This window comes from Pseudomonas purpurea, from assembly GCF_039908635.1.
GTDB lineage: Bacteria > Pseudomonadota > Gammaproteobacteria > Pseudomonadales > Pseudomonadaceae > Aquipseudomonas > Aquipseudomonas purpurea.
Genome location: NZ_CP150918.1, coordinates 4398787 through 4422987 on the forward strand (window position 1 = coordinate 4398787; position 24201 = coordinate 4422987).

General features: G+C 58.7%; 21 protein-coding genes. 8 read left to right on the forward strand and 13 right to left on the reverse strand.

The window, feature by feature from the left end:
* Window positions 1-285: 285 nt before the first annotated feature.
* Window positions 286-759 carry a Dps family protein gene (locus tag AABM54_RS19730; protein ID WP_347901653.1) on the reverse strand — a complete coding sequence of 158 codons (474 nt, stop codon included), beginning with the start codon at window positions 757-759 and terminating at the stop codon, window positions 286-288.
* A gap of 434 nt (window positions 760-1193) precedes the next feature.
* Between AABM54_RS19730 and AABM54_RS19735 the strand changes: the two genes are divergently transcribed.
* Window positions 1194-1796 (forward strand): cold-shock protein, encoded by a 603-nt coding sequence (locus tag AABM54_RS19735; RefSeq protein WP_347901655.1) that lies wholly within the window; start codon window positions 1194-1196, stop codon window positions 1794-1796.
* An 81-nt stretch (window positions 1797-1877) separates the two neighbouring features.
* On the opposite strand, the gene AABM54_RS19740 is transcribed toward AABM54_RS19735, so the two are convergent.
* Together AABM54_RS19740 and AABM54_RS19745 are read right to left on the reverse strand one after the other, a co-directional pair.
* The gene (locus tag AABM54_RS19740) at window positions 1878-2084 is read right to left on the reverse strand and encodes a SlyX family protein (RefSeq protein ID WP_347901656.1); all 207 of its coding nucleotides are present in this window, start codon (window positions 2082-2084) and stop codon (window positions 1878-1880) included.
* A gap of 3 nt (window positions 2085-2087) precedes the next feature.
* The gene (locus AABM54_RS19745) at window positions 2088-2513 is read right to left on the reverse strand and encodes an HIT domain-containing protein (protein ID WP_347901657.1); all 426 of its coding nucleotides are present in this window, start codon (window positions 2511-2513) and stop codon (window positions 2088-2090) included.
* Between the two features lie 921 nt (window positions 2514-3434).
* Between AABM54_RS19745 and AABM54_RS19750 the strand changes: the two genes are divergently transcribed.
* Window positions 3435-4775, forward strand: coding sequence for an OprD family porin (locus tag AABM54_RS19750; RefSeq protein WP_347901658.1), 1341 nt, complete (start codon window positions 3435-3437; stop codon window positions 4773-4775).
* Between the two features lie 275 nt (window positions 4776-5050).
* Here AABM54_RS19750 and AABM54_RS19755 read toward each other — a convergent pair whose 3' ends face one another.
* Complete coding sequence (locus tag AABM54_RS19755; protein WP_347901659.1) at window positions 5051-5890, reverse strand: mechanosensitive ion channel family protein; 840 nt, start codon at window positions 5888-5890, stop codon at window positions 5051-5053.
* A gap of 133 nt (window positions 5891-6023) precedes the next feature.
* A complete protein-coding gene (locus AABM54_RS19760) occupies window positions 6024-6509 on the reverse strand; it encodes a YajQ family cyclic di-GMP-binding protein (protein WP_060539637.1) in 486 nt (161 codons plus the stop codon).
* 143 nt (window positions 6510-6652) lie between these two features.
* Here AABM54_RS19760 and AABM54_RS19765 point away from each other — a divergent pair, with 143 nt between their 5' ends.
* From AABM54_RS19765 to AABM54_RS19775, 3 genes are read left to right on the forward strand one after another with little or no spacing between them, the layout of a single operon-like run.
* The gene (locus AABM54_RS19765; RefSeq protein ID WP_347901660.1) at window positions 6653-7570 is read left to right on the forward strand and encodes a putative 2-dehydropantoate 2-reductase; all 918 of its coding nucleotides are present in this window, start codon (window positions 6653-6655) and stop codon (window positions 7568-7570) included.
* Window positions 7571-7615: 45 nt separating this feature from the next.
* Window positions 7616-9652: an ATP-binding protein gene (locus tag AABM54_RS19770; protein WP_347901661.1), complete on the forward strand. Its 2037-nt coding sequence runs from the start codon at window positions 7616-7618 to the stop codon at window positions 9650-9652.
* A gap of 2 nt (window positions 9653-9654) precedes the next feature.
* On the forward strand, window positions 9655-10236 hold the full coding sequence (locus tag AABM54_RS19775) for a cob(I)yrinic acid a,c-diamide adenosyltransferase (RefSeq protein ID WP_347901662.1): 582 nt from the start codon (window positions 9655-9657) through the stop codon (window positions 10234-10236).
* 76 nt (window positions 10237-10312) lie between these two features.
* Here AABM54_RS19775 and AABM54_RS19780 read toward each other — a convergent pair whose 3' ends face one another.
* The 4 genes from AABM54_RS19780 to secA form a co-directional block, all read right to left on the reverse strand.
* Window positions 10313-11257: a Nudix family hydrolase gene (locus tag AABM54_RS19780; protein ID WP_347901663.1), complete on the reverse strand. Its 945-nt coding sequence runs from the start codon at window positions 11255-11257 to the stop codon at window positions 10313-10315.
* Window positions 11254-11886 (reverse strand): glutathione S-transferase family protein, encoded by a 633-nt coding sequence (locus AABM54_RS19785; protein WP_347901664.1) that lies wholly within the window; start codon window positions 11884-11886, stop codon window positions 11254-11256. Before AABM54_RS19785 ends, AABM54_RS19780 begins: the two co-directional genes overlap by 4 nt.
* A 177-nt stretch (window positions 11887-12063) precedes the next feature.
* Complete coding sequence (argJ, locus tag AABM54_RS19790; RefSeq protein WP_347901665.1) at window positions 12064-13281, reverse strand: bifunctional glutamate N-acetyltransferase/amino-acid acetyltransferase ArgJ; 1218 nt, start codon at window positions 13279-13281, stop codon at window positions 12064-12066.
* Between the two features lie 124 nt (window positions 13282-13405).
* A complete protein-coding gene (gene secA / locus AABM54_RS19795; protein WP_347901666.1) occupies window positions 13406-16141 on the reverse strand; it encodes a preprotein translocase subunit SecA in 2736 nt (911 codons plus the stop codon).
* 306 nt (window positions 16142-16447) lie between these two features.
* Here secA and AABM54_RS19800 point away from each other — a divergent pair, with 306 nt between their 5' ends.
* Window positions 16448-16903, forward strand: coding sequence for a DUF721 domain-containing protein (locus tag AABM54_RS19800; protein ID WP_008147416.1), 456 nt, complete (start codon window positions 16448-16450; stop codon window positions 16901-16903).
* Between the two features lie 178 nt (window positions 16904-17081).
* On the opposite strand, the gene AABM54_RS19805 is transcribed toward AABM54_RS19800, so the two are convergent.
* Window positions 17082-18569 carry a helicase HerA-like domain-containing protein gene (locus AABM54_RS19805; RefSeq protein ID WP_347906262.1) on the reverse strand — a complete coding sequence of 496 codons (1488 nt, stop codon included), beginning with the start codon at window positions 18567-18569 and terminating at the stop codon, window positions 17082-17084.
* A gap of 189 nt (window positions 18570-18758) precedes the next feature.
* Between AABM54_RS19805 and AABM54_RS19810 the strand changes: the two genes are divergently transcribed.
* Window positions 18759-20648, forward strand: coding sequence for a methyl-accepting chemotaxis protein (locus AABM54_RS19810; protein ID WP_347901667.1), 1890 nt, complete (start codon window positions 18759-18761; stop codon window positions 20646-20648).
* 6 nt (window positions 20649-20654) lie between these two features.
* Here the strand turns inward: AABM54_RS19810 and AABM54_RS19815 are convergent, their stop codons facing one another.
* Together AABM54_RS19815 and purU are read right to left on the reverse strand one after the other, a co-directional pair.
* The gene (locus AABM54_RS19815; RefSeq protein ID WP_347901669.1) at window positions 20655-20852 is read right to left on the reverse strand and encodes a hypothetical protein; all 198 of its coding nucleotides are present in this window, start codon (window positions 20850-20852) and stop codon (window positions 20655-20657) included.
* Window positions 20853-20931: 79 nt separating this feature from the next.
* Window positions 20932-21780, reverse strand: a complete 849-nt coding sequence (purU, locus tag AABM54_RS19820) for a formyltetrahydrofolate deformylase (RefSeq protein WP_347901681.1) — start codon at window positions 21778-21780, stop codon at window positions 20932-20934.
* A 349-nt stretch (window positions 21781-22129) separates the two neighbouring features.
* Between purU and mvaT the strand changes: the two genes are divergently transcribed.
* A complete protein-coding gene (gene mvaT, locus AABM54_RS19825; RefSeq protein WP_005790963.1) occupies window positions 22130-22504 on the forward strand; it encodes a histone-like nucleoid-structuring protein MvaT in 375 nt (124 codons plus the stop codon).
* Window positions 22505-22606: 102 nt separating this feature from the next.
* On the opposite strand, the gene sbcB is transcribed toward mvaT, so the two are convergent.
* A complete protein-coding gene (gene sbcB, locus AABM54_RS19830) occupies window positions 22607-24034 on the reverse strand; it encodes an exodeoxyribonuclease I (RefSeq protein ID WP_347901682.1) in 1428 nt (475 codons plus the stop codon).
* Window positions 24035-24201 lie beyond the last annotated feature (167 nt).

Here is a 24201-nt window from a genome sequence, read left to right on the forward strand (position 1 = left end):
TAGGACAAGCCAACAACAGCGGGACGACCCTTTGCGCCGTCCTACACTTCCATTGTTTTTTGCATAACGTTATTACGAATTGGGTTGTGCAGTATTTAATAATCAGTTTGCCATCAAGACAAATGGCAACTTTCAGGCGCTGGCAATATGCCAGACCACCCAGACACACAAGAGAAGACGCGGATCAATGACTGTAAATAGCAGCGAGAGTTCAATCCCCCCCTCGCCTGCCCTTGCAGAGCGGGGCGTGGGCGGCACCCCCAGGGCGCCACCCGCGTGATGGCGTTACTGGTTATCCAACAGCGAGCGCAACATCCATGCCGTTTTCTCATGAACTTGCATACGTTGAGTCAACAGATCGGCAGTGGGCTCGTCACTGACTTTATCGAGCAATGGAAAGATCCCTCGCGCGGTCCGCACTACAGCCTCTTGCCCCTGAACCAGTTGTTTGATCATATCCTCGGCACTGGGCACACCTTCCTCTTCCTTGATAGAAGAAAGTCTGGCGTAGATCGAGTAGGCACCCGGCGCAGGAAACCCCAGCGCACGAATCCGCTCGGCAATCAAATCGACTGCCAGCGCCAACTCGTTATATTGCTCTTCAAACATCAGGTGCAGCGTCCTGAACATCGGACCTGTCACGTTCCAGTGAAAGTTATGCGTTTTCAGATACAGCACATACGTGTCCGACAGCAGGCGCGAAAGTCCGTCGACAATGGACTTGCGATCCTCTTCACTGATACCGATATCAATTGCCATGTTTACCTCCTTGATACGATGGAATTCATCTCTCAGGTGCAGGACCACTCTAGCAAGGCCCGGCGCACCTGACAGCCTTCCCTCCCCCACCTGCCTGCGACAAATGCGCCACCGCCCGGCATCACCGCCCAACCCCCTACCCGCCCGTCCTGAAAACGTCAAAATCGCCAGAAAACCCGCCTTGATCGTCTAGACCAAGGCTTTGCAGCGACGCTCACATCAGACGCCGGCGTGGTAACGCATCAGCCCCCATCAGCTGATTTGAGAAGCCACAGGCTTTGCTGTTAAATAGGCAGTGTGTCGCTGTCGCCTATTTTCTGCGGCGCAGCGCATAGGCTGATACCCGGTACGTGCCCAACGCCTCCCATTGTTCAGAAGCGAACCGTACCCCGTCAGCTCTTCCTTGCGATCCGTCTTAACGTGAGTTAATCAAAATGTTGAAAATCGTCCACCTGCTAATGGGCGCAGCTGCCCTGCTGCTGTCCTTCATCCCTAGCCTGCGCTCCGAAGCCGTTATTTACCTGCAACAACCTGACGCGCTGTACCTGGCGTTCTTCGGCCTGCTCAACCTGACCCTCGCTCCGGTTATCCCTTACTGGAACAAAGGCCCTCGTCATCAACTGCAAAACCTGGTCAGCGCCCTGCTGGTGCTGGCGGTTGTCCTGCAAACCCTGACATTGCTTGCGCCAATGCCAGAGATAGGCGGCCAACCGGCTGTTCTGCTGAGCCTCATCGTTGCCCTGACAGCCGTTCTTCTGCACCTGGCCGTCAGCTTCTACAAATCGTCACCTGCTGCTGCTCCACAAAACTACGACATGACCAACCGCGATACCGGCACCGTCAAGTGGTTCAACACCTCTAAAGGTTTCGGTTTCATTTCCCGCGACTCCGGCGATGATATTTTCGTGCACTTCCGGGCAATCCGGGGCGAAGGGCACCGCGTTCTGGTCGAAGGCCAGCGCGTGGAGTTCTCGGTCATGAATCGCGACAAAGGCCTGCAAGCCGAAGACGTGATCGCGGCCCTGCCGCGCCGCTGATTCAGGTCGCAAAAAAACCGCGATGCAGCCTGGCTGCTCGCGGTTTTTTATTGCCTGCACATTGGCTAAACGCCAATGGCATCAGTAATGCGGTGGTGGAGCTTCTTCTTCGAACGATTCGAACTGCCCGACCATTTCTTCCTGACGCTTGAGCAGTGCCGCCATTTGCAGCTGCAAACGCTCGACAACGCGCTGTTGTGTCACCAACACATCATTCAGCGCCTGGATGGTGTCATCCTGAAACGCCAATCGGCTTTCCAGCTCCATGACTCGCTCTTCAAGGCTCATGTTTCAGCCCTCCAGAAAGTTGAAATCGGCGGTCAACACCAAACGCAACCGCTCGCGGATCACCGCCACCTGCTCACCCGTATAGGGTTGCGCCGGGAGTTTGCCCCAGACCGGCGCCGGCCATGCCGCATCGTCGCGTTTGCGCACAATCACATGCATGTGCAGTTGGCTCACCACATTGCCCAAGGTCGCGACGTTCAGCTTGTCGGCGTCGAACGAGTCCTTGAGCATTTCGGCCAGGGCCGTGGTTTCCTGCCACAACTGCTGCTGATCAGCCGCATCGAGTTGAAACAGTTCGCTGATGTCCTCACGACGAGGCACCAGGATGAACCAGGGATAGTTCGAATCGTTGGACAACAGCAACCGGCACAAGGGGAAGTCCCCGATCGGCAACGTGTCTTGTTGAAGCCGTGGATCTAAAGCGAACACCGCGCACACTCCCGTTCAGCTCATCAGAATTCAGCTTAGCGTCCAGCCAGCGCGGCTGCCCGCCAAACGACAGGCGCGCAGCATACCTGCGAATGCCTGTGCATTCACGGCTAACGGCCTCGCCAGAACCGACGACAACACGCGCAAGGCAACGCAATACGCTTGCACGCCCCTCACTGGAACGTTTCTGAACTCATTGCACCGAGGCGAAACCAACAACACAAACCCCGCCACACAGTGACCACACCCATTGATTCGTCTGGCATAGCGTCGTGGGAATCCGTCGGCCTCGCACAATCTTGCAAAATTTTTGCACCAAAACCGCACATCGCGTCTACGCTCAATGCGTCAGGCATCCGCCAAGTACTCACTTTTCAGGGTGGACCGGTAACGTTTTGAATTATTTGACCGATTATCCAAACGGCAACACCAGGAAAATCCTGGCGTCAAGCTCAAACCAGACCACCGCGAAGTACCCGGTTTTACGAGGCCTTTACAGTTTTATCCGGTGAACATGAAAAAAACGTCAAGAATTTATTACTTTGTGCACGCTCTTTGCATTCATACACACATGCCCTGAAGAAAACGTCGCTGGAAGCGAACGCCTTCAGGCAAAAAAACAGAGGCAGGGTTGCCCGACGGAGATCGAGTGCTGGGACAGGGAAACTTTTTTATCAATGCTCAAGCCTTGAAAAACAGTACTTAAGTTGTCAGCCCGTATTGCACCGGATTGTGGATTTGCGACCTGAATCAAGCAAATTGCGACAGGGCCGTAAAGAAGCTGAAAGGATAGATAGGCAAGTATCGCCAACATTGTCAGCGTGATATAAGTTTGCGCCGACACAAAAAGAAAGAGCCGCCCAGATAATAAATCAGGTGGGACGGCAGTACTCTTCCTAAAAACCAAAGGAGCAAATCACGATGCGCGTGATGAAGTGGAGCATGATCGCACTGGCTGTTTCAGCAGGCACCTCGCAGTTCGCAATCGCGTCCTCCCAGGACGACGCCAAGGGCTTTATCGAAGATAGCAGCCTGAAAGCCAAGACTCGCCTTGAGTACATGAACCGTGACTTCAAGAACGGTGCAGGTAACCATCAGCGCGCTGACGGTACTTTCAAGAGCGGCTACCGTCAGGACACCGGTCTCAGCGAACTGCTTAACTACGAATCCGGCTTCACTCAAGGGACAGTAGGTTTCGGTCTTGATGCTTTCGCCATGGGCGTCATCAAACTGGACGGCGGCGCTGGTCGTTCGGGCAACGGCCTGGCTGCCAACAACAGCCGCGGCGAACCTGAAGACACTTCGTCGGCAGTAGGCGGCGCAGTCAAGTTCCGCGTTTCCGACACTGTGCTGAAGTACGGTAACCAGTTCGTTGCCAGCCCGGTCTTCTCGACAGACGACAGCCGTCTGCTGCCAGAAGTCGCTACCGGCACCTTGATTACCAGCAAGGAAATCAAAGGCCTGGAGCTGAGTGCAGGTCGCTTCACCGCCATGCGCTCCCAGACCGGTCAGTACAATGACAGCATCAACGGTCGCGACGGCAGCACTGGCCGCAAGAACCAGGGTCTGACCTCCGCGAACATCGCTGGCGCGACCTATCAGTTCACCGACAACCTGGTGGGCGGTGTTGCTGCTTCCGATGTTGAAGACCACTTCAAGAAGCAATACATCAACCTGAACTACACCATTCCGGTTACCCAAGGTCAGGCACTGAACTTCGACCTGAACGCGTACAAAAGTGAAGATGACGGCCAGAAGCGTTCCGGCATCATCGACAACAAGGTATGGAGCCTCGCGGCAGCCTATTCCATCGACGCGCACAAGTTCACCCTTGCTTACCAGCAGTCGAGCGGCAAGACCGGTTACGTCTACGGCGTAGACGGCGGCGGTACTGTGTTCCTGGCCAACTCCGTGCAAATCTCCGACTTCGTCGGCGAAGACGAGAAGTCCTGGCAGGCTCGCTACGACCTGAACATGGCTTCCTTCGGCGTGCCAGGCCTGAGCTTCATGACTCGCTACGTCCGAGGCGACAACGTGAACACTCACGTTGATGGTGCTCGCACCGGTGCTTCTGCTGGCGAAGGCAAGGAACACGAATTCGACTTCGAAGCCAAGTACGTGGTCCAGGAAGGCCCGGCCAAGGATCTGTCCCTGCGCCTGCGTAACGCGATCTACCGTTCGACCAGCAACTACTCCGCCTCGAACTACAACGACCTGAACGACACCCGTCTGATCGTCGAGTACCCACTGAACATCTTGTAATTGTTCAGTCGTTCGATAGCGTCATAGAACTGCGCTCCAACAAAAAGCCGCTCACCTTATTCAGGTGAGCGGCTTTTTTGTTTCAGCGGTATGACGGCTGCCTTCAAGTTAATTGATAGCACGCTAACAACATACGCACTTCATGCTCGACAGTGGCCGATACCCTGCACAAACGTGATCAATACACAGGGAAGAGTAAACACCCAAGAGGCTTATCGCCCCTTGAGTTCACCGCCGATACTTGACCGAACAGCCAAGTAATGGAAACAACACCGTCAGGCCGTTGCTTCCTGAACTACGCGAATAACCCGCTGCGGAAACGGAATATCAATACCCGCTGCTTTCAAACGGTCGCGGGAATGTTCATTGAACTGGAACATCACGTCCCAATAATCCGCCGTCTTCACCCACACTCGCAGGGAAAGGGTGATCGAACTGTCGCCCAGCATCGAAACCACCGCCACCGGTGCAGGATCGGTCAGAACGCGCTCATCCTTGGCCAGGTCCAGCAGCACTTCACGGGCCTTCTGCAGATCGGCCTCGTAGTTCACGCCCACATCGAACACCACCTTACGGGTCGGCTGACGGTTGTGGTTGGTGATAATGCCGTTGGACAGATTGCCGTTGGGCACGATGACCGTCTTGTTGTCACCGGTGCGCAGCAAGGTATGGAAGATCTGGATGCTATCGACCGTACCGGTGATGCCCTGCGCTTCGATCACGTCGCCAATGCGGAACGGACGAAACAGCAAAATCAGCACGCCACCGGCAAAGTTCGCCAGGCTGCCTTGCAAGGCCAGGCCGATGGCCAGGCCGGCGGCACCAATCGCGGCCACGAACGACGTGGTTTCGACACCGATCATCGAGGCCACGCTGACAATCAGCAGGACCTTGAGAATGATGTTCGCCAGGCTGCTGATAAACCCTTGCAACGCTTGGTCGGCGTTACGCAGGGCCAGCAGTTTGCCAACCTTGTGAGTCAGCTTGTTGATCAGCCACCAGCCAATGGCCAGGGTGAGGACTGCCAGCAGCACACGGCTGCCGTATTCCATGATCATTGGAATCCACGCCTGGGACGCCTTGACCAGGTTATCTACTTCAGCATTCAAATCCATTCCACTCTCCTGATTCCGGGTACCCGGCTTGTAAAAACTGAACGGCAGAAAGACCGGGCCGGTGGGGCTCGCTCATTTCTGCCGTTGCTTGGGCCTGGGACGTCAATAATGCCCACAGGTTCCCTCAGACCGATCAGTCGCGGAAGTTATTGAACTGCAGCGGCATGCCGAACTCTTTGGCGCGCAGGGCCGCAATGGCTTCCTGCAAGTCATCGCGCTTCTTGCCGGTGATACGCACCTGCTCGCCCTGAATGGCGGCCTGGACCTTGAGCTTGGCGTCCTTGACGTGGGCGACGATCTTTTTCGCCATCTCTTTGTCGATGCCTTCCTTGAGCACGGCTTCCTGCTTCATCAGCTTGCCGGAGGCGAAGGCGTCTTTCACTTCCAGGCACTGAACGTCGATCTTGCGCTTGACCAGGGCCAGCTTGAGGATCTCGATCATTGCTTCGAGCTGGAAGTCGGCCTCGGCGGTCAGGTTGACAGTCAGGTCCTTCTCCTTGAACTCGAAGCTGCCTTTGCCTTTCAAGTCATAACGACGGTCGAGTTCCTTGACGGCGTTCTCGACCGCGTTGGTGACTTCGTGTTTGTCCAGTTCGGATACCACGTCGAACGACGGCATGTAATCTCTCCAATAAAAAAAGGGCACGCTCGATAGAGATGGAGCACGCCTGGCTTGCGGTTAAAATCCGCGCTGATTATAACGGGTCTTTCTCATCCGAAGGGCGAGCCTCACATGCACCTGACAATCCGAGCAAAAAGCTGATGTCGACCACCTGGCATGTCCTCGGCGCCGGCAGCCTCGGCACCCTCTGGGCCACGCGCCTGGCACGGGCCGGTCTTCCAGTGAAACTGATCCTGCGGGACGCCGCGCGATTGCAAGCCTATCAAGCGACAGGCGGGCTGACGCTGGTCGAACAGGGCGAAGCACGCGTGTACGCCGTGCCTGGCGAAACCTTTGACAGCTCCGGGCCGATCAAGCGCTTGCTGGTGGCTTGCAAGGCCTACGACGCGCAAACCGCCGTCGCCCAACTGGCGTCGCGCCTCACGCCCGATGCCGAGCTGGTGTTGCTGCAAAACGGCCTCGGCAGCCAGGAAGCGGTAGCCGCGCAGGTGCCGCAGGCACGCTGCATCTTTGCCTCCAGCACCGAGGGCGCGTTTCGCGATGGTGATTGGCGCGTGGTGTTCGCCGGCCACGGCTACACCTGGCTGGGCGACGCCAGCCACCCTGTCGCGCCGTTCTGGCTGGATGACCTGAGCACCGCCGGCATTCCCCATGAGTGGACCCCGGACATCCTCACGCGCCTGTGGCGCAAGCTGGCGCTCAATTGCGCGATCAACCCACTGACCGTGCTGCACGACTGCCGCAACGGCGGTTTGCAGCAGCATCATTGCGAAGTCGCGACCTTGTGCGCCGAACTGACTGAACTGCTGGAACAATGCGGTCAACCGGCCGCCGCGCAGGACCTGCAACAGGAAGTCGAACGGGTGATCCACGCGACAGCGGCCAATTACTCGTCGATGTACCAGGACGTCGCCAACCAGCGCCGGACCGAGATCAGCTACTTGCTGGGGCACGCCTGCGCGGTCGCGTCGAGGCATCAACTGGTGCTGCCGCACCTTGCCCAGCTGCAACAGCGCCTGATCGCCCACTTGCACACACGCGGATTGCCCAGCGACTGAGCAGCGGCTACGCTGCCTGCCTGTTCCTTTTTAGCGACGACCCCGATGCCATTGCGCCAGCGCCTTGAAAACCTGCCGGTCGGCCAGAAACTGCTGGCTGCCCTGCTGGTGCTGTTGACCACCGTACTGCTGGTGGCCAACCTGACCTTTATCAGCGCCGCGTATTGGATCTCCCAGGAAAGCATGGCCCCGCAGGCCCTGCAAACCATCGGCCGACTGGTGACCAACCCGGCCATTGCCGCTCAGGCACTTGACTCGCCACAAACGGCTCAAAGGCTGCTGGATGAACTCAACACCTATTCCCCCCTGCGCGCCGCTGCCCTGTACGACGGCAAAGGCGTGCGGCTGGCCCAGGTGCAGCATGGCGACAAACTGCAACTGCCCGAGCGCTACCGACACATTGAAGCCTGGCAAGCCACCGAGTTTCGCAGCAATCAACTGATCACCCTGCCCCGCCCCGGCGAAGAGCCCGGCCATCTGTTACTGGTGGCCAGCAGCGAATTGCCGATGGCGTTCTACACCGGCACCCTGACCGCCAGCCTGGGCATCCTGATTTTCAGCGTGTTGTTGTGGCTGGTGATTGCCCGGCAGATCAAACGCCTGATCACCCGACCGATCCATGAACTTGAAGAGCTGTCGCGCCAGGTCACCCGCGAAGAAAACTACTCATTACGCGCATCACGCGGCAACTACGACGAAATCGGCAGCCTTGCCGAGGCCTTCAACACCATGCTCTCGCGCATAGAAGCCCGCGAACAGCAACTCAAACGTGCACGGGACGACTCCCAGGCCGCCTACGATCAGGCTCAGGGGTTGGCGGAAGAAACCCGTCACACCAACCGGAAACTGGAGCTGGAAGTCCAGGTTCGCAGCAAGATCGAGAAAAAACTCACCGGTTTTCAGAACTACCTGAACAGCATCATCGACTCCATGCCGTCCGCCTTGATCGCCCTCGACGAACAGCTCTACGTCACTCAGTGGAACCAGGAAGCCAGTGCGCTTTCCGGTACGCGTCTGGACGAAGCCCTGAACCAGCCGATCTTCCTGGCGTTCGAACCACTCAAACCCTTTTTGCCGCAGCTCAAGGAAACCGTCGAGCAACACACGGTCGCCAAGATCGAGCGCGTGACCTGGGTCAAGGACGACGAAGCCAAACACTACGCGCTGACGTTTTACCCGTTGATGGGCGGTGCCGGACGGGGCGTGGTGATCCGGATCGACGACATCACCCAGCGCCTGTCCCTGGAAGAAATGATGGTGCAGTCGGAGAAAATGCTCTCGGTGGGCGGTCTCGCGGCCGGCATGGCCCATGAGATCAACAACCCGCTGGGGGCGATTCTGCATAACGTGCAGAACATCCGCCGTCGACTCTCCAGCGAGCTGCCCAAGAACCTCGAAGCCGCGGAGCAGGCCGGTATCGAGCTCGATAGCGTCAACCGCTACCTGCAAAGCCGTGAAGTTCCGCAACTGCTCGACGGCATTCAACAGGCCGGCGGGCGAGCGGCGAAGATCGTCACCCACATGTTGAGTTTCAGTCGCCGCAGCAACCGGCAGATGGCACCGTGCGACCTGCCGGCACTGATCGATCAAGCGGTGGAAATCGCTGGTAACGACTTCGACCTGATCGTCGGCTTCGACTTCAAGGGCCAGGCGATTGTGCGGCAATTCGATCCGCAACTGGGCCCCGTGCCCGGCACGGCCAACGAACTGGAACAAGTGCTGCTCAACCTGCTGAAAAACGCCGCGCAGGCAATCCACCAGCGCGAGGACGACAGCGAACCCGGACGCATCATTCTGCGCACAAGACTGAATCCGCCATGGGCGGAAATCCAGGTGGAAGACAACGGCGTGGGCATGAGTGAACACGTGCGCAAACGCACCTTCGAACCCTTCTTCACCACCAAGGAAATCGGCCAGGGCACCGGCCTTGGGTTGTCGGTTTCCTATTTCATCATCACCAACAACCACAAGGGGCAGATGGAAGTGCAGTCGACGCTGGGCCAAGGCACTTGCTTCACGCTGCGCCTGCCACTGGCGAGCACCCCGCTCGCCCCTCAAGAACTCAATCTACTGGAGAGCTAAGCATGGGTTTTCGCTTGTCGAAGATTTACACCCGCACCGGGGACAAGGGCGAAACCGGGCTGGGCGACGGTCGCCGCGTACCCAAGGACCATCCTCGGGTAGAAGCCATTGGCGAGGTCGATACGCTCAACAGTCAACTGGGTTTGCTGTTGGCCGGGCTGGCGGAACAGCGCCCTGTGCATCCGGGCCTGGCCGAAGTGATCGAGGTGCTTGAACCTTGCCAACACCGGTTGTTCGACCTGGGCGGCGAACTGGCGATGCCGGTGTATCAGGCATTGAACGGGGCCGAAGTCGAACGGCTGGAAGCGGCGATTGATGTGTGGAACGAAGAACTGGGGCCACTGGAAAACTTCATTTTGCCTGGCGGCTCGGCCCTGATTGCCCAAGCTCATGTCTGCCGCAGCCTGGCCCGCAGCGCCGAGCGGCGTTGCCAGCATTTGAACGCGGTTGAACCGTTGGCCGGGGTTGGCCTGGCATACATCAATCGGTTGTCGGATTTGCTGTTCGTGGCGGCGCGGCTGATTGCCAAGCGCCAGGGGATTGCGGAGATTTTGTGGCAGGCCGCCGCCAAACCGGGCGTTTAATCCGAGAGGAAGTTGTCGCCTGTCAGGCCGTCATCGCGAGCTTGCTCGCGATGACGGCAGTAGCAGCAACGCAGGCTTACGCCTCAGGCCAGAACGCCCGAATCCCAGCCACACCTTGCGCACCGCTTTCCCAAGCCTTCTGCCGTTCGGCCGGGCCAACGCCACCGAGCAGGAACACCGGTTTGCTGAAGCCCTCGATCAAGGTCGACGCCTGCTCCCAACCCAATGGCTGAGCGTCTGGATGAGTCTGGGTCGGTTGCACAGGTGACAGCGTGACGAAATCCACGCCCATCTGCTCTGCCAGGCTCAGCTCCTCGGCGTTGTGGCACGACGCCGCCAACCAGCGCGACGTCGGCAACGGTCGCCCGGCGCTGGCGTATTTGCGCAACTGCGCCGCCGTGATGTGCCAACCGGCGGACGGGAAGTCCCCCAGCCACTCGAACGGCCCCTTGAGCATCAGTTGCGCCTTGCCGGCACACAACCCCGCCGCATCCACCGCCAGATCCCGGTATTGCGGGTCGTAGCCATTCGGCGCACGCAACTGAATCAGCTTGATCCCGCTGGCAACGGCTTTCTGGATACCTCGCAGCAAGGTCGGGGTTTCCAGGCCTTCAGGGGTGATCAGGTACTCGCTCGGCAACCGCGCAGCCGCAACAATGGGCTGGTTGGCGGCCGGGAACTCGTAGCCTGCCAACTCACGCGCCGTCACCCAGGCCAACGGCTGGCCTTCTGCGCCGTGAGGTTCGCCGGTAAACGCCGAGACCTCCCAGACATCCAGCAACACCTGCTTGTCCGGGTAATCGTGTTGAACCTTGATCAACGGACGCGCAGCGCCGACAACGATGCCCAGCTCTTCATGGAGCTCACGGGCCAGGGCGACTTCGACGGACTCGTCGGCCTCGACCTTGCCACCGGGAAACTCCCACAAACCGCCCTGATGCTGAGTGTCGGCACGGCGGGCGATCAGGATCTTGCCGCTGGCATCGCGGATCACGGCTGCTGCTACATGGACTCGTTTCACCGCGCTGCTTCCTCTAAACCGGCTGTTTGCCAGGCCTTGAAGGCTGGCCATTGATAAATGGCTTCGACATACACCGCGTCCGCGGGCGGCAACGCCACTTGGTACGTGCGCAAACGCACGGCAATCGGTGCGAAGAAGGCGTCCGCCAGGCTTGCCTGCCCAAACAGGAACGGGTCGGTTTCGGTGGCTGCTGCACGGCATTCGGCCCACAACGCCAGCATCCGCTCGATTTCCACCTTCACCTCAGGTGGCGTCGGCGACAGCGCCGCGTCGTGACTCAGGTCGAACGGCATGTTGCCGCGCATGGCGAAGAAACCGCTGTGCATCTGTGCGCAGGCGGAACGCGCCTGGGCCCGTGCGGCGATGTCTTTTGGCCAAAGGTCGGCGTTCGGGAAACGCTCGGCCAGGTACTCAGCGATGGCCAACGAGTCGGCAATGGTGCCGTGTTCGGTTTTCAGCAGCGGCACCTTGGCGGTCGGCGAGTGCTTGAGCAGGCGCTCACGGGTGTCCGGCTGGTTCAGCTTGATCAATTCTTCGGTGTAGGTCGCACCTGCCAGTTCCAGTGCCAAGGCACCGCGCAGGGACCAGGAGGAATAGAGTTTGTCGCCGATGATCAGGTGGAGGCTCATGTTTTGGTGCCTTCTCGTAAGGGGGAACAGGCCAGAGTCTTCAGTTTCTGGTCGTCCGTCATCGCGAGCAAGCTCGCTCCCACATTGGATCCTGCCGTACACAACTACTGTGTTCAATGAAGATCTACTGTGGGAGCGAGCTTGCTCGCGATTGCAACGACTCGGTCTAACAGGTGATTAGGTACGGTACTCGGCGTTGATCTTCACATATTCGTGGGACAAGTCAGTGGTCCAGATGGTTTCGCTGCAATCGCCGCGCCCCAGCTCGATACGGATGGTGATTTCCTCACGTTGCATCACCGCCGAGCCCTGGGCTTCGGTGTAAGTCGCTGCGCGGGCACCACGACTGGCAATGCAGACTTCGCCGAGGAACACGTCGATCTTGCTCACGTCCAGGTTCGGCACACCGGCACGGCCCACGGCCGCCAGGATACGGCCCCAGTTCGGATCGGAGGCGAACAGCGCGGTCTTGATCAGCGGCGAGTGTGCCACGGTGTAACCGACATCCAGGCACTCTTGATGATTGCCGCCGCCGTTGACTTCAACGGTCACGAACTTGGTTGCGCCTTCACCATCGCGGACGATGGCCTGGGCTACGTCCATGCACACTTCAAACACCGCTTGTTTGAGCAAGGCGAACAGCGGACCGCTGGCCTCGGTGATTTCCGGCAGTGCAGCCTGGCCGGTCGCAACCAGCATGCAGCAGTCGTTGGTCGAGGTGTCGCCATCGATGGTGATGCGGTTGAACGACTTGTTGGCGCCGTCCAGCAGCAGGTTTTGCAGCACATCGCGCGACACTTTGGCGTCGGTGGCGATGTAACCCAGCATGGTCGCCATGTTCGGACGAATCATCCCGGCGCCTTTGCTGATGCCGGTGACGGTGATGGTCACGCCGTCGTGCTGGAACTGGCGGCTCGCACCCTTTGGCAGGGTGTCGGTGGTCATGATCCCCGTGGCCGCGGCTTCCCAGTTGTTCACCGACAGGTCGTCGAGGGCCGCTTGCAGCGCGCCTTCGATCTTCTCGACCGGCAGCGGTTCGCCGATCACACCCGTGGAGTACGGCAGCACCAGGCTTGCATCGACGCCCACCAGTTCGGCCAGTTTGGCGCAGGTACGCTCGGCGGCAGCCAGGCCAGGCTCGCCGGTCCCGGCGTTAGCGTTGCCGGTGTTGGTCAACAGGTAACGCACCGGACCTTGCACGCGTTGCTTGGCCAGGATCACCGGAGCGGCGCAAAAAGCGTTCAGGGTGAATACCCCCGCCACTGTCGAGCCTTCAGCACAGCGCATGACCACGACGTCTTTGCGCCCTGGGCGCTTGATGCCGGCCGAGGCAATACCGAGTTCAAAACCGGCAACCGGGTGCAACGTAGGCAAAGGACCAAGACCAACAGCCATGAGTGCGCTCCTAAATAGGTGTGATGTCTGCACCGTCATCACAAGGGACGGTGGTTTAAATGGCAAAACGCCGCGACGGCTGAAGCCGGTCGCGGCGCGGGTATATCAGCGTATGAAACGGGTGTTACTGGATCTGCCCGTGGCAATGCTTGAACTTCTTGCCCGAACCGCAGTAGCAGAGTTCGTTGCGACCCAGCTTCTGCTCGTTGCGTACCGGCGCGGTGGCGAGGGCAACATCGACCTCTTCACCCAGCAACTCCGGTTGCTCCAGACCTGGAGCCTCGTCGTGCAGGAACTGCATGCGCGCAGCCAGTGCCTCGGCTTCCTGACGCAGGCGTGCTTCTTCTTCGATCGGGTCTTCGCGGCGAACCTGAACGTGAGACAGCACACGGATCGAGTCGCGCTTGATCGAATCCAGCAGCTCGGAGAACAGCGTGAACGACTCGCGCTTGTATTCCTGCTTCGGGTTCTTCTGTGCATAGCCACGCAAGTGGATGCCGTGACGCAAGTGGTCCATGGTCGACAGGTGGTCTTTCCACAAGTCATCCAGAACGCGCAGAACGATTTGTTTCTCGAAGGTGCGCAGCGCTTCGACGCCCGCCTGGTCTTCTTTCTCGTGGTACGCGGCAATCAGCTCGGCCATCAGCTTCTCGCGCAGGGTTTCTTCGTACAGGTGATCGTCTTCGTCGAGCCATTGCTGGATCGGCAGTTTCACCCCGAAGTCGCTCTGCAGAGCGGCTTCCAGACCGGCAACGTCCCACTGTTCAGGCAACGATTGCGGCGGAATGTGAGCGCTGACGGTGGCGTCGAGCACGTCCTGACGGAAGTCAGCGATGGTTTCGCCAATGTTGTCGGCAGCCAGCAACGTGTTACGCATGTGATAGATCACTTTACGCTGTTCGTTGTTGACGTCGTCGAACTCGAGCAGTTGCTTGCGAATGTCGAAGTTACGACCTTCAACCTTGCGCTGAGCCTTTTCGATGGCGTTGGTCACCATGCGGTGCTCGATCGCTTCGCCTGGCTGCATGCCAAGGGCCTTCATGAAGTTCTTCACCCGGTCAGAGGCGAAGATACGCATCAGGCTGTCTTCCAGCGACAGGTAGAAACGGCTGGAACCGGCGTCGCCCTGACGACCCGCACGACCGCGCAACTGGTTGTCGATACGGCGCGATTCGTGACGCTCGGATGCAATCACCTGCAAACCGCCCGACTCGAGCACTTGCTGGTGACGTTTCTGCCAGTCGGCCTTGATCTGGGCGATCTGCTCTGGCGTCGGGTCTTCAAGCGACGCGACTTCCACTTCCCAGTTGCCACCCAACAGGATGTCAGTACCACGACCAGCCATGTTGGTGGCGATGGTCAGTGCACCCGGGCGACCGGCCTGAGCGATGATTTCAGCTTCTTTTTCGTGGAACTTGGCGTTCAGAACCTTGTGTTCGATGCCTTCCTGCTCAAGCAGTCGGGACATGTGCTCGGACGTTTCGATGGTGGCAGTACCCACCAGCACCGGGCGGCCCTGGGCCATGCTTTCCTTGATGTCGGCAACGATGGCGGCGTACTTCTCGTCCGCGGTGAGGAACACCAGGTCGTTGTAGTCTTTACGCGCCAGCGGTTTGTTCGGTGGAATGACCATGACCGCCAGACCATAGATCTGGTGGAATTCGAACGCTTCGGTGTCTGCCGTACCGGTCATGCCGGACAGTTTGTTGTAGAGACGGAAGTAGTTCTGGAACGTGGTCGAGGCCAGGGTCTGGCTTTCGGCCTGGATGTTCAGGTTTTCCTTGGCTTCGATGGCCTGGTGCAGGCCTTCGGACAAACGGCGACCCGGCATGGTACGGCCGGTGTGTTCGTCGACCAGTACGACCTGACCGTCCTGAACGATGTATTCGATGTTGCGATGGAACAGTTTGTGCGCACGCAGACCGGCGTAAACGTGGGTCAACAGGCCCAGGTTGTGCGCCGAGTACAGGCTCTCGCCTTCAGCCAGCAGGCCGATGCGGGTCAGCACTTCTTCGATGTACTGGTGACCGGCTTCGTTGAGTTCGACCTGGCGGGTCTTCTCGTCAACGGTGTAGTGACCGGCCTTGGTGACTTCGCCTTCGACTTCCTCGACGTGCAACTCAAGCTGCGGGATCAGTTTGTTGATCTCGATGTACAGCTTGGAGCTGTCCTCGGCCTGACCGGAAATGATCAGCGGGGTACGGGCTTCGTCGATGAGGATCGAGTCGACTTCGTCGATCACGGCAAAATTGAGTTCGCGCTGGAATTTTTCTTCCATGCTGAACGCCATGTTGTCGCGCAGGTAGTCGAAACCGAATTCGTTGTTGGTGCCGTAGGTGATGTCGGCAGCGTAGGCGATACGCTTTTCTTCTGGCGGCTGGAACGGGGTGACCACACCGACCGTCAGACCGAGGAATTCGTAGAGCGGACGCATCCAGTTGGCGTCGCGGCGCGCCAGGTAGTCGTTCACGGTAACAACGTGCACGCCCTTGCCGGACAGTGCATTGAGGTAAACACCCAGTGTTGCCACCAGGGTCTTGCCTTCACCGGTACGCATTTCGGCAATCATGCCTTCATGCAGGGTCATGCCACCGATCAACTGGACGTCGAAGTGACGCATCCCCATGACACGCTTGCCGGCTTCGCGGGCGACCGCAAAGGCTTCAGGCAGCAGTTTGTCGAGGGTTTCACCTTTGGCGATGCGGGCCTTGAACTCTTCGGTCTTGGCGCGTAGCTGATCGTCCGAAAGGGCCACCATTTGCTCTTCGAAGGCATTGACGATCTGTACCGTCTTGAGCATGCGTTTAACTTCGCGCTCGTTCTTGCTTCCAAAAAGTTTCTTTAACAAAGGCGCAAACATATCGGCAGGATCTTCCACACAAAGGGATGGAGGGCGGCCCCGTGAGTCGCCCGTGCAGCCCTCATGGCCGCATGCGAACGAGCATTCTACCCGGAAACGATGGTGAGGAAAGTGGCGTTATTCCACGATGCATGCACAGCGCTGTGACGGGGCTCACTTAAAATAAGGGCATTTTGCTGAACTTCAAGCCGTCCTCGGCAGAAGTTACCCGTTGATTTAATGGGTAAAGCGGTAACAAAGCAATGGGTCAGGCGCATCGGATGCTTTCTGCTACCATGGCGACTCTGTTACTTCAGGTGTTCGATCATGGCATTTCGCCCTCTTACGGCCAGGGCACCCGCCGTTCTGCTTCGCGAAGCCAAGCCGCTGAAAGCCATTTTCGGCCATGCACAACGCCTGGGTCATTTACAGCGCCTGCTGGAAAGCCAACTGCAACCTGCCGCCCGCGAGCACTGTCACGTGGCCTCCTGGCGCGAAGGCAGTTTGCTGCTGATTGTCACGGATGGCCATTGGGCGACCCGGCTGCGCTATCAGCAGAAACGCCTGCAACGGCAATTGCAGATGTTCGACGAGTTCGCCAGCCTGACGCGGATTCTGTTCAAGGTGCAACCGCCAACCGTGCAACAGGGCGCTGCCGGCCACACCATCAGTTTGTCGACCGATGCCGGCGCGACCATTCAGGCCACCGCCGACGGTATCAGCGACCCGAACCTGCGCGCCGCGCTGGAGCGGTTGGCGGCTCACGCCAAACCCAAAACCTGACGCATCCACACATTCTGTAGGAGTCGGGCTTGCCCGCGATGAACGATAACGCGGTATAGCCGTAACACCGAGGCGCTTCCATCGCGAGCAGGCTCGCTCCCACATTAGATCGGAGTTGAACACAATCCAGTGTGGGAGCGAGCCCGCTCGCGATCGACACACCGCCGAGTGTCAGACACTACCGGCGTTTGCTGCCGCCCAGCAACGACCCCATCAAACCGCGCACCAGTTGTCGACCCAGTTGATTGGCGGCCTGGCGCATGGCCGACTTCAATGCCTGCCCGGCGGCGGTACCCAGGAACTCGCCCGCCTTGTCGGCCAGGCTCGGTTCTTCGGCTTGCGGCTTACCCGGTGCGGCTTCTGTTTCCGGCGCCAGGCCTTTACGCCCCATCAGCACTTCATAGGCCGACTCGCGATCAATCGGTTTGTCATAACGACCGACCAGCGGCGAACTGCTGATCAGTGCTGCTCGCTCAGCCTCACTCAACGGCCCGATACGCGATTGCGGCGGTGCCACCAGCACACGCTGGACCATTTCCGGGGTGCCCTTTTCCTGCAAGGTGCCGACCAGCGCCTCACCGATGCCCAGCTCCGTCAGCACGCCCAGTGTGCTGAACGCAGGGTTCGGCCGAAAACCGTCCGCCACCGCTTTCAGGGACTTCTGCTCTTTGGCGGTAAACGCCCGCAAGCCATGTTGCACGCGCAGCCCCAACTGAGCCAGGACGTCATCTGGCAAGTCGCCAGGGGACTGGGTGACGAAATACACACCAACGCCTTTTGAACGGATCAACCGCACAACCTGCTCCAGCCGCTCCTGCAACGCCTTGGGCGTACCGGCGAACAGCAAATGCGCCTCATCGAAGAACAACGCCAGCAACGGTTTTTCCGCATCACCGCGCTCAGGCAACTGTTCGAACAGTTCTGCCAGCAGCCATAGCAGGAATGTCGCGTAAACCTTGGGCGCCTCATGCACCAATCGGCTGGCGTCCAGCAAGTGGATCCGCCCACGACCGTCGCTGGCCGGCGCGAGGATGTCTTGCAATTGCAACGCAGGCTCGCCGAACAACGCTTCCGCGCCTTGTTGCTCCAGAGTCGCCAACCGCCGCAACAGCGCCTGACTGGAACCGGTGGTCATCAGCGCGGCGTCATCGCCCAGCAGCTCGGGATGATCCTTGAGGTGGTTGAGCAGTGCTTTTAGATCCTTGAGGTCCAGCAGCAACAGGCCTTCACGGTCGGCGACCTTGAACGCGGCGTACAACGCCGACTGCTGACTGTCGGTCAACTCCAGCAAGCTGCCCAATAGCAGCGGGCCCATTTCACTCAAGGTTGTGCGTAAGGGATGACCGCTCTGGCCGTGGATGTCCCACAAGGTCACCGGATACGCCTGAGGCTTGTAGTTGAGCCAAGGCATCCCGGCGATACGCTCGGCGACTTTCCCCTGAGGGTTGCCGGCTGCGCCCAGACCGCACAGGTCACCTTTTATGTCCGCGGCAAACACCGCCACGCCAGCATCGCTGAACGCTTCGGCCAGCCGTTGCAGCGTCACGGTTTTGCCCGTGCCGGTGGCCCCTGCCACCAGACCGTGACGGTTCGCCAGGCGCATGGCCTGAGCGATCGGTTGCCCCTCAAGGTCAGCACCGATAACGAGTTGCGAGGAGTCAGGCATTTTGTCACCCATGGTTAATCTTTAGTCCTGCACGGCCGATAGAGTTAAGCGAGAGACCAGACTGAAAATTAGGTCAGATAATTCCCTAAGGAGAGATGGAAATATCAGCTTACTTTCAATAATGCCCATTTTGCGCGTATTTCCAACAGCGCGCCCTGGACAATAAGACCTTAGCGGACACCACAAGCCATGAACAAAAATCTGCGCTTCAGCCATAAAATCCTGCTTGCCGCCGCCCTCATCGTCATTGCCGCCTTCGCCTCTTTCACGCTGTACAACGACTACTTACAGCGCAATGCGATTCGCAATGATCTGGACAATTACCTGCACGAAATGGGTGATGTCACTGCGGGCAATATTCAAACCTGGTTGTCGGGACGCATCCTGCTGATCGAAAACCTGGCCCAGAACATCGCTATCAACCCGGAACAGGCCAACGTTGCCAGCTTGCTGGAACAGAAAGCCCTGACGTCGACCTTCATGGCGTCCTACCTGGGTGATGCCCGTGGCAGTTTCACCATCCGCCCGGACGCGAAAATGCCGGACGGCTTCGATCCGCGCGTTCGGCCCTGGTACAAGGGCGCTGAAAACAATGCCAGCGCCACGCTGACCGAACCCTATATCGACGCAGCCACCGGCCAGACCATCATTTCCATCGCCACCGCCTCGAAAAAAGCCGGCCAGAGCGTCGGCGTAGTCGGCGGCGACCTGAGCCTGCAAACCCTGATCGACAACCTCAAGGCCCTGGATTTCGACGGCATGGGGTATGCCTTCCTGGTCAGCGCCGACGGCAAGATCCTGGTTCACCCGGACAAAGCGCTGGTGATGAAATCGCTGAGCGAGGCCTACCCGCAGAACACCCCGCGTATCAATGGCGACGTCGCCGAAGTCGAAGTCGATGGCAAAACCCGCATCATCACCTTCACCGCGATCAAAGGCCTGCCATCGGTCAACTGGTACATCGGCCTGTCCGTGGACAAAGACACAGCCTTTTCCATGCTCAGCGATTTCCGCGCCTCCGCGATTATCGCCACCGTCATTGCCGTGGCCATCATCATCGCCCTGCTGGGCATGTTGATCCGCATCCTGCTCCAGCCGCTGAACGTGATGACGCGCGCCATGCAGGACATCGCCGACGGTGAAGGCGACCTGACCCGACGCCTGGCCATCCAGAACCAGGATGAATTCGGCATCCTCGGCAACGCGTTCAACCGTTTCGTGGAGCGCATCCACGGTTCGATCCGCGAAGTGTCTTCGGCCACCGAGCACGTCAACGAAGTCGCCTTGCGGGTGGTGAGTGCGTCCAACTCCTCGATGCTCAACTCTGACGAGCAATCAAGCCGTACCAACAGCGTGGCCGCCGCGATCAATCAACTGGGGGCCGCCGCCCAGGAAATCGCCCGCAATGCCGCTCAGGCCTCCCATCAGGCCAGCGACGCCCGCAACCTGGCCGAAGACGGCCAGCAAGTGGTGGACCGCAGCATCAAAGCGATGAACCAGTTGTCGAGCATGCTCAGCGCGTCAAGTACCAACATTGAATCGCTGAACAGCAAGACCGTGAACATCGGGCAGATTCTGGAAGTGATCACCAGCATCTCCCAGCAAACCAACCTGCTGGCACTCAACGCGGCGATTGAAGCGGCACGAGCCGGTGAAGCCGGGCGCGGTTTCGCGGTGGTGGCTGATGAAGTGCGCAACCTGGCACACCGCACCCAGGAGTCGGCGCAGCAAGTACAAACGATGATCGAGGAACTGCAAGTGGGTGCCCGCGAGTCGGTCAGCACCATGAGCGAAAGCCAGCGTCACAGTCAGGACAGCGTGGAAATCGCCAACCTGGCCGGCGAACGCCTCAACAGCGTGACCTTGCGTATCGGTGAGATCGACGGCATGAACCAGTCGGTGGCCACCGCCACCGAGGAACAGACGTCCGTGGTGGAGTCGATCAATATCGACATCACCGAGATCAACACGCTCAATCAGGAAGGGGTAGAGAACCTGCAATCGACACTGCGTGCCTGCTCCGACCTGGAACAGCAAGCTGCACGCCTGAAGCAGTTGGTAGGCAGTTTCCGAATCTAACGCCCTTCAGGGCTTCTTTGCGGGTAATTCCGCGCCTACAGGCGTAGGTGCGGGCTTCTCCTGCAATTGCTCCCAGAGTTCGGCAGCACCAGGAAAATCCGTGCCGTCCTCGGCACTCAGGTCATCCGGATCGTAACGACTCAGACAGCCCTCGCCCAGGGTTGCTGGCGCCTTGGAAGTCGCTTTGTCCAGTGGATCAGCCATCTCCCCTACCTCACTCTGAAAAAGGGCCTGAGGCGATTGAACGCTCAGGCCCTTGTTTTTTCAATCATCACGTCGGCGATCAGAACACTACGGTTTTGTTGCCGTGGACCAGCACTCGGTCCTCAAGGTGATAACGCAGGCCACGGGCCAGCACCATCTTCTCGACGTCACGGCCGAAACGCACCATGTCTTCAATGCTGTCGCTGTGGCTGACGCGCACCACGTCCTGCTCGATGATCGGGCCGGCATCCAGCTCTTCGGTCACGTAGTGGCATGTAGCGCCGATCAGCTTCACGCCGCGCATCGACGCCTGGTGATACGGCTTGGCGCCAACGAACGACGGCAGGAAGCTGTGGTGAATGTTGATGACCTTGTGCGCGTACTCGGTGCACAACGCCGGCGGCAGAATCTGCATGTAACGGGCAAGCACGACCACTTCGGCATCGTGCTGCTTGACCAGGCGCGACACTTCGGCGAACGCCGGTTCTTTATCCTGAGGATTGACCGGCACGTGGTAGTAAGGAATGCCATGCCACTCGACCATGCTGCGCAGGTCGTCGTGGTTGGAAATCACGCAGGAAATCTCGCAGTCCAGCTCATCGCTGTGCCAGCGGTGCAGCAGGTCAGCCAGGCAGTGGGATTCACGGCTGGCCATCAACACCACGCGCTTCTTCTGCTCGGTGTCGGTAATGCGCCAATCCATCGAGAACTCCTCGGCGATGGGCGCAAACGCCTCGCGAAAAGCCTCAATACCGAAAGGCAGCGAATCGGCACGAATTTCGTGACGCATGAAGAACCAGCCACTGAGATTGTCCGAGTGATGGCTCGCTTCAGTGATCCAGCCGTTATGTGACGCCAGAAAGTTACTGACTTTAGCAACGATGCCGACGCGGTCCGGGCAAGCAATCACTAGCCGAAAAGTGCGCATGAGGGGAAAACTCCAGAACTTCGCAAAGGCCGCTATTCTAGCGATTGTGCGGCAAACCTGCAGTACTCCTGACGCTTGGGTCACAGGATGAACTCGCCATGGAATGCAGAGGCCGCTCGGGCGCGTTACGCGACAGCGTCGAGATCGCTGTTTGGTTCATTACACAAGCACGCAATTGTGAATATCTGTGTTGACTACATCACCTTATTTAACTGCACACCCGCTTTTTGCGCTAACCACACTAATTAAATTAAATAAAAGCCCGTCTAAATGTTTACTTGATGAAACTGTCTGACTATTATTGCCGCACTGTAACCTGTCATCCAGCGCCCAACATAAGGTAGTCCTCATGTCCCTGATCAACGAATACCGCGCCACAGAAGAAGCTATCAAAGAGCTGCAAGCCCGTTTGAAGAACCTGTCCCAAGACGACAAACTGCAAACCGAGCTGGAATTCGAAGGCAAACTGCGCACCCTGATGGGCGAGTACTCCAAGTCCCTGCGCGACATCATCGCGCTGCTGGATCCAGAATCGAAAGTTAAAGCACCACGCGGCGCTGTGAAAACTACCGGCACCAAACGTGCTCGCAAGGTTAAACAATACAAAAACCCGCACAACGGCGAAGTCATCGAAACCAAAGGTGGCAACCACAAGACGCTGAAAGAGTGGAAAGCCAAGTGGGGCGGCGACGTGGTTGAAGGCTGGGCTACCCTGCTGGGCTAAGCCGCAACCTGTGATCGCAGCACACGCTGCGGTCACCAAAAAACGCCAGCATTCGCTGGCGTTTTTTTATGCCTGTGATTCGGGTGTTAGCACAGGTAGTTTTTAAAGACTCAAACGTTTGCGTAAAGATTGCGCATAGTCTTGCCACTCGTCCAGTACCAGTCGCTGAATCGATGAAGCACTAAGCGAGCACTCTGCCAGCGCCTCATTAAAAGAACTCAAGGTATTCGGGGCGCCCAGTTCAGCCTCAGACAAACGCTGCCGACAAAATAATTGCCAGCGTTCTTGCTCCTCGCCACTCAACGTATCGGGAAAGTTACGGGCGCGATAACGAAATAATAATTCCGGCAAACGCTCGTCATCGAACGGCCACTGCTCTTGTGCTAATTGCATCGGCTCCGCGGTCCTGACGCGTTCGCATAAACGGCGATCCCGGTCACCTAGAAAACCGTCGTATAACTGTTGTTCAGGGTCCAGACTTGCCGCGAAGTCATCACTGGCATAAATCGCCTGAAGTTTATGCCCCCACACTTCTTGTGCGTCAGTTAGCCGCAGCGCCCGTGCCTGATACTCGGCCATGTCCAACTGCAAACGTTGCTGATCTTCGGCACGCAACACCGACAACGGTGCTACCACCGGGCAACGATTGACGTGAATGAGTTTGAGCGGCACCGGCAGTTCGCCGTCGGCCAGGTCGTCACGGCGGGTATACAACCGCTGGCGCAAGGTCTCGGCGTCCTGATCGAGCAGGCCCTGGGGATCGAGGTGCAGGTCGCAGACAATCAGCGCATTGCGGTTACGCGGGTGCCACGCCAGCGGCAGAACCACGCCGACATAATGCCGGGCCGCCGAGAAGCGACCGGAGATGTGCACCATCGGTTGCAACAACCGAACCTGGTCCATCACCCGCTGCTTGCTGCGCAACTGGAACAACCAGTCATAGAGCTTGGGTTGTTTCTCACGAATCAGGCGCGCCAGGGCGATGGTCGCACGCACATCGGACAAGGCCTCGTGGGCATGACCATGGTCGATGCCGTTGGCCGCCGTCAGGCGTTCGAGTTTCAGCGTGACGCGACCGTCCTCCTCGGGCCAGACAATGCCGTCCGGGCGCAACGCATACGCGGCGCGCACCACATCGATCAAGTCCCAGCGACTGTTACCGCCCTGCCATTCGCGGGCGTAAGGGTCGAAGAAGTTTCGATAGAGGCTGTAGCGGGTCATCTCATCATCGAAGCGCAGGGTGTTGTAACCGGCGCCACAGGTGCCGGGGGCGGCCAGTTGCGCATGCACCCGAGTCATGAAGTCGGCTTCGCTCAAGCCCTGCTCGGCGAGGCGGCTCGGGGTGATGCCAGTGATCATGCATGCCACGGGGTGGGGCAGGATGTCGTCGCTGGGCTGGCAATAGAGATTGACCGGCGCGTCTATCTCATTGAGATCGAAATCGGTGCGAATCCCCGCCACCTGCAAGGGGCGGTCGCAGCGCGGGTTGATCCCAGTGGTTTCATAGTCGTACCAGAAGATGGAGGTCACGGGCTGTTCCTGAACTGAAGACCGGCGAAGTCTAGGCGCTCACTACCCGCGTCGACCAGCATTCTTGCCATTCAAACATTTTCCGGCTGCTACCTTGTCATACATAGTTATGTCGTTCGTTCCCGCAAGGCTGCTAGCATCGAGCGGGTATTGAATCCCGTTCCGGC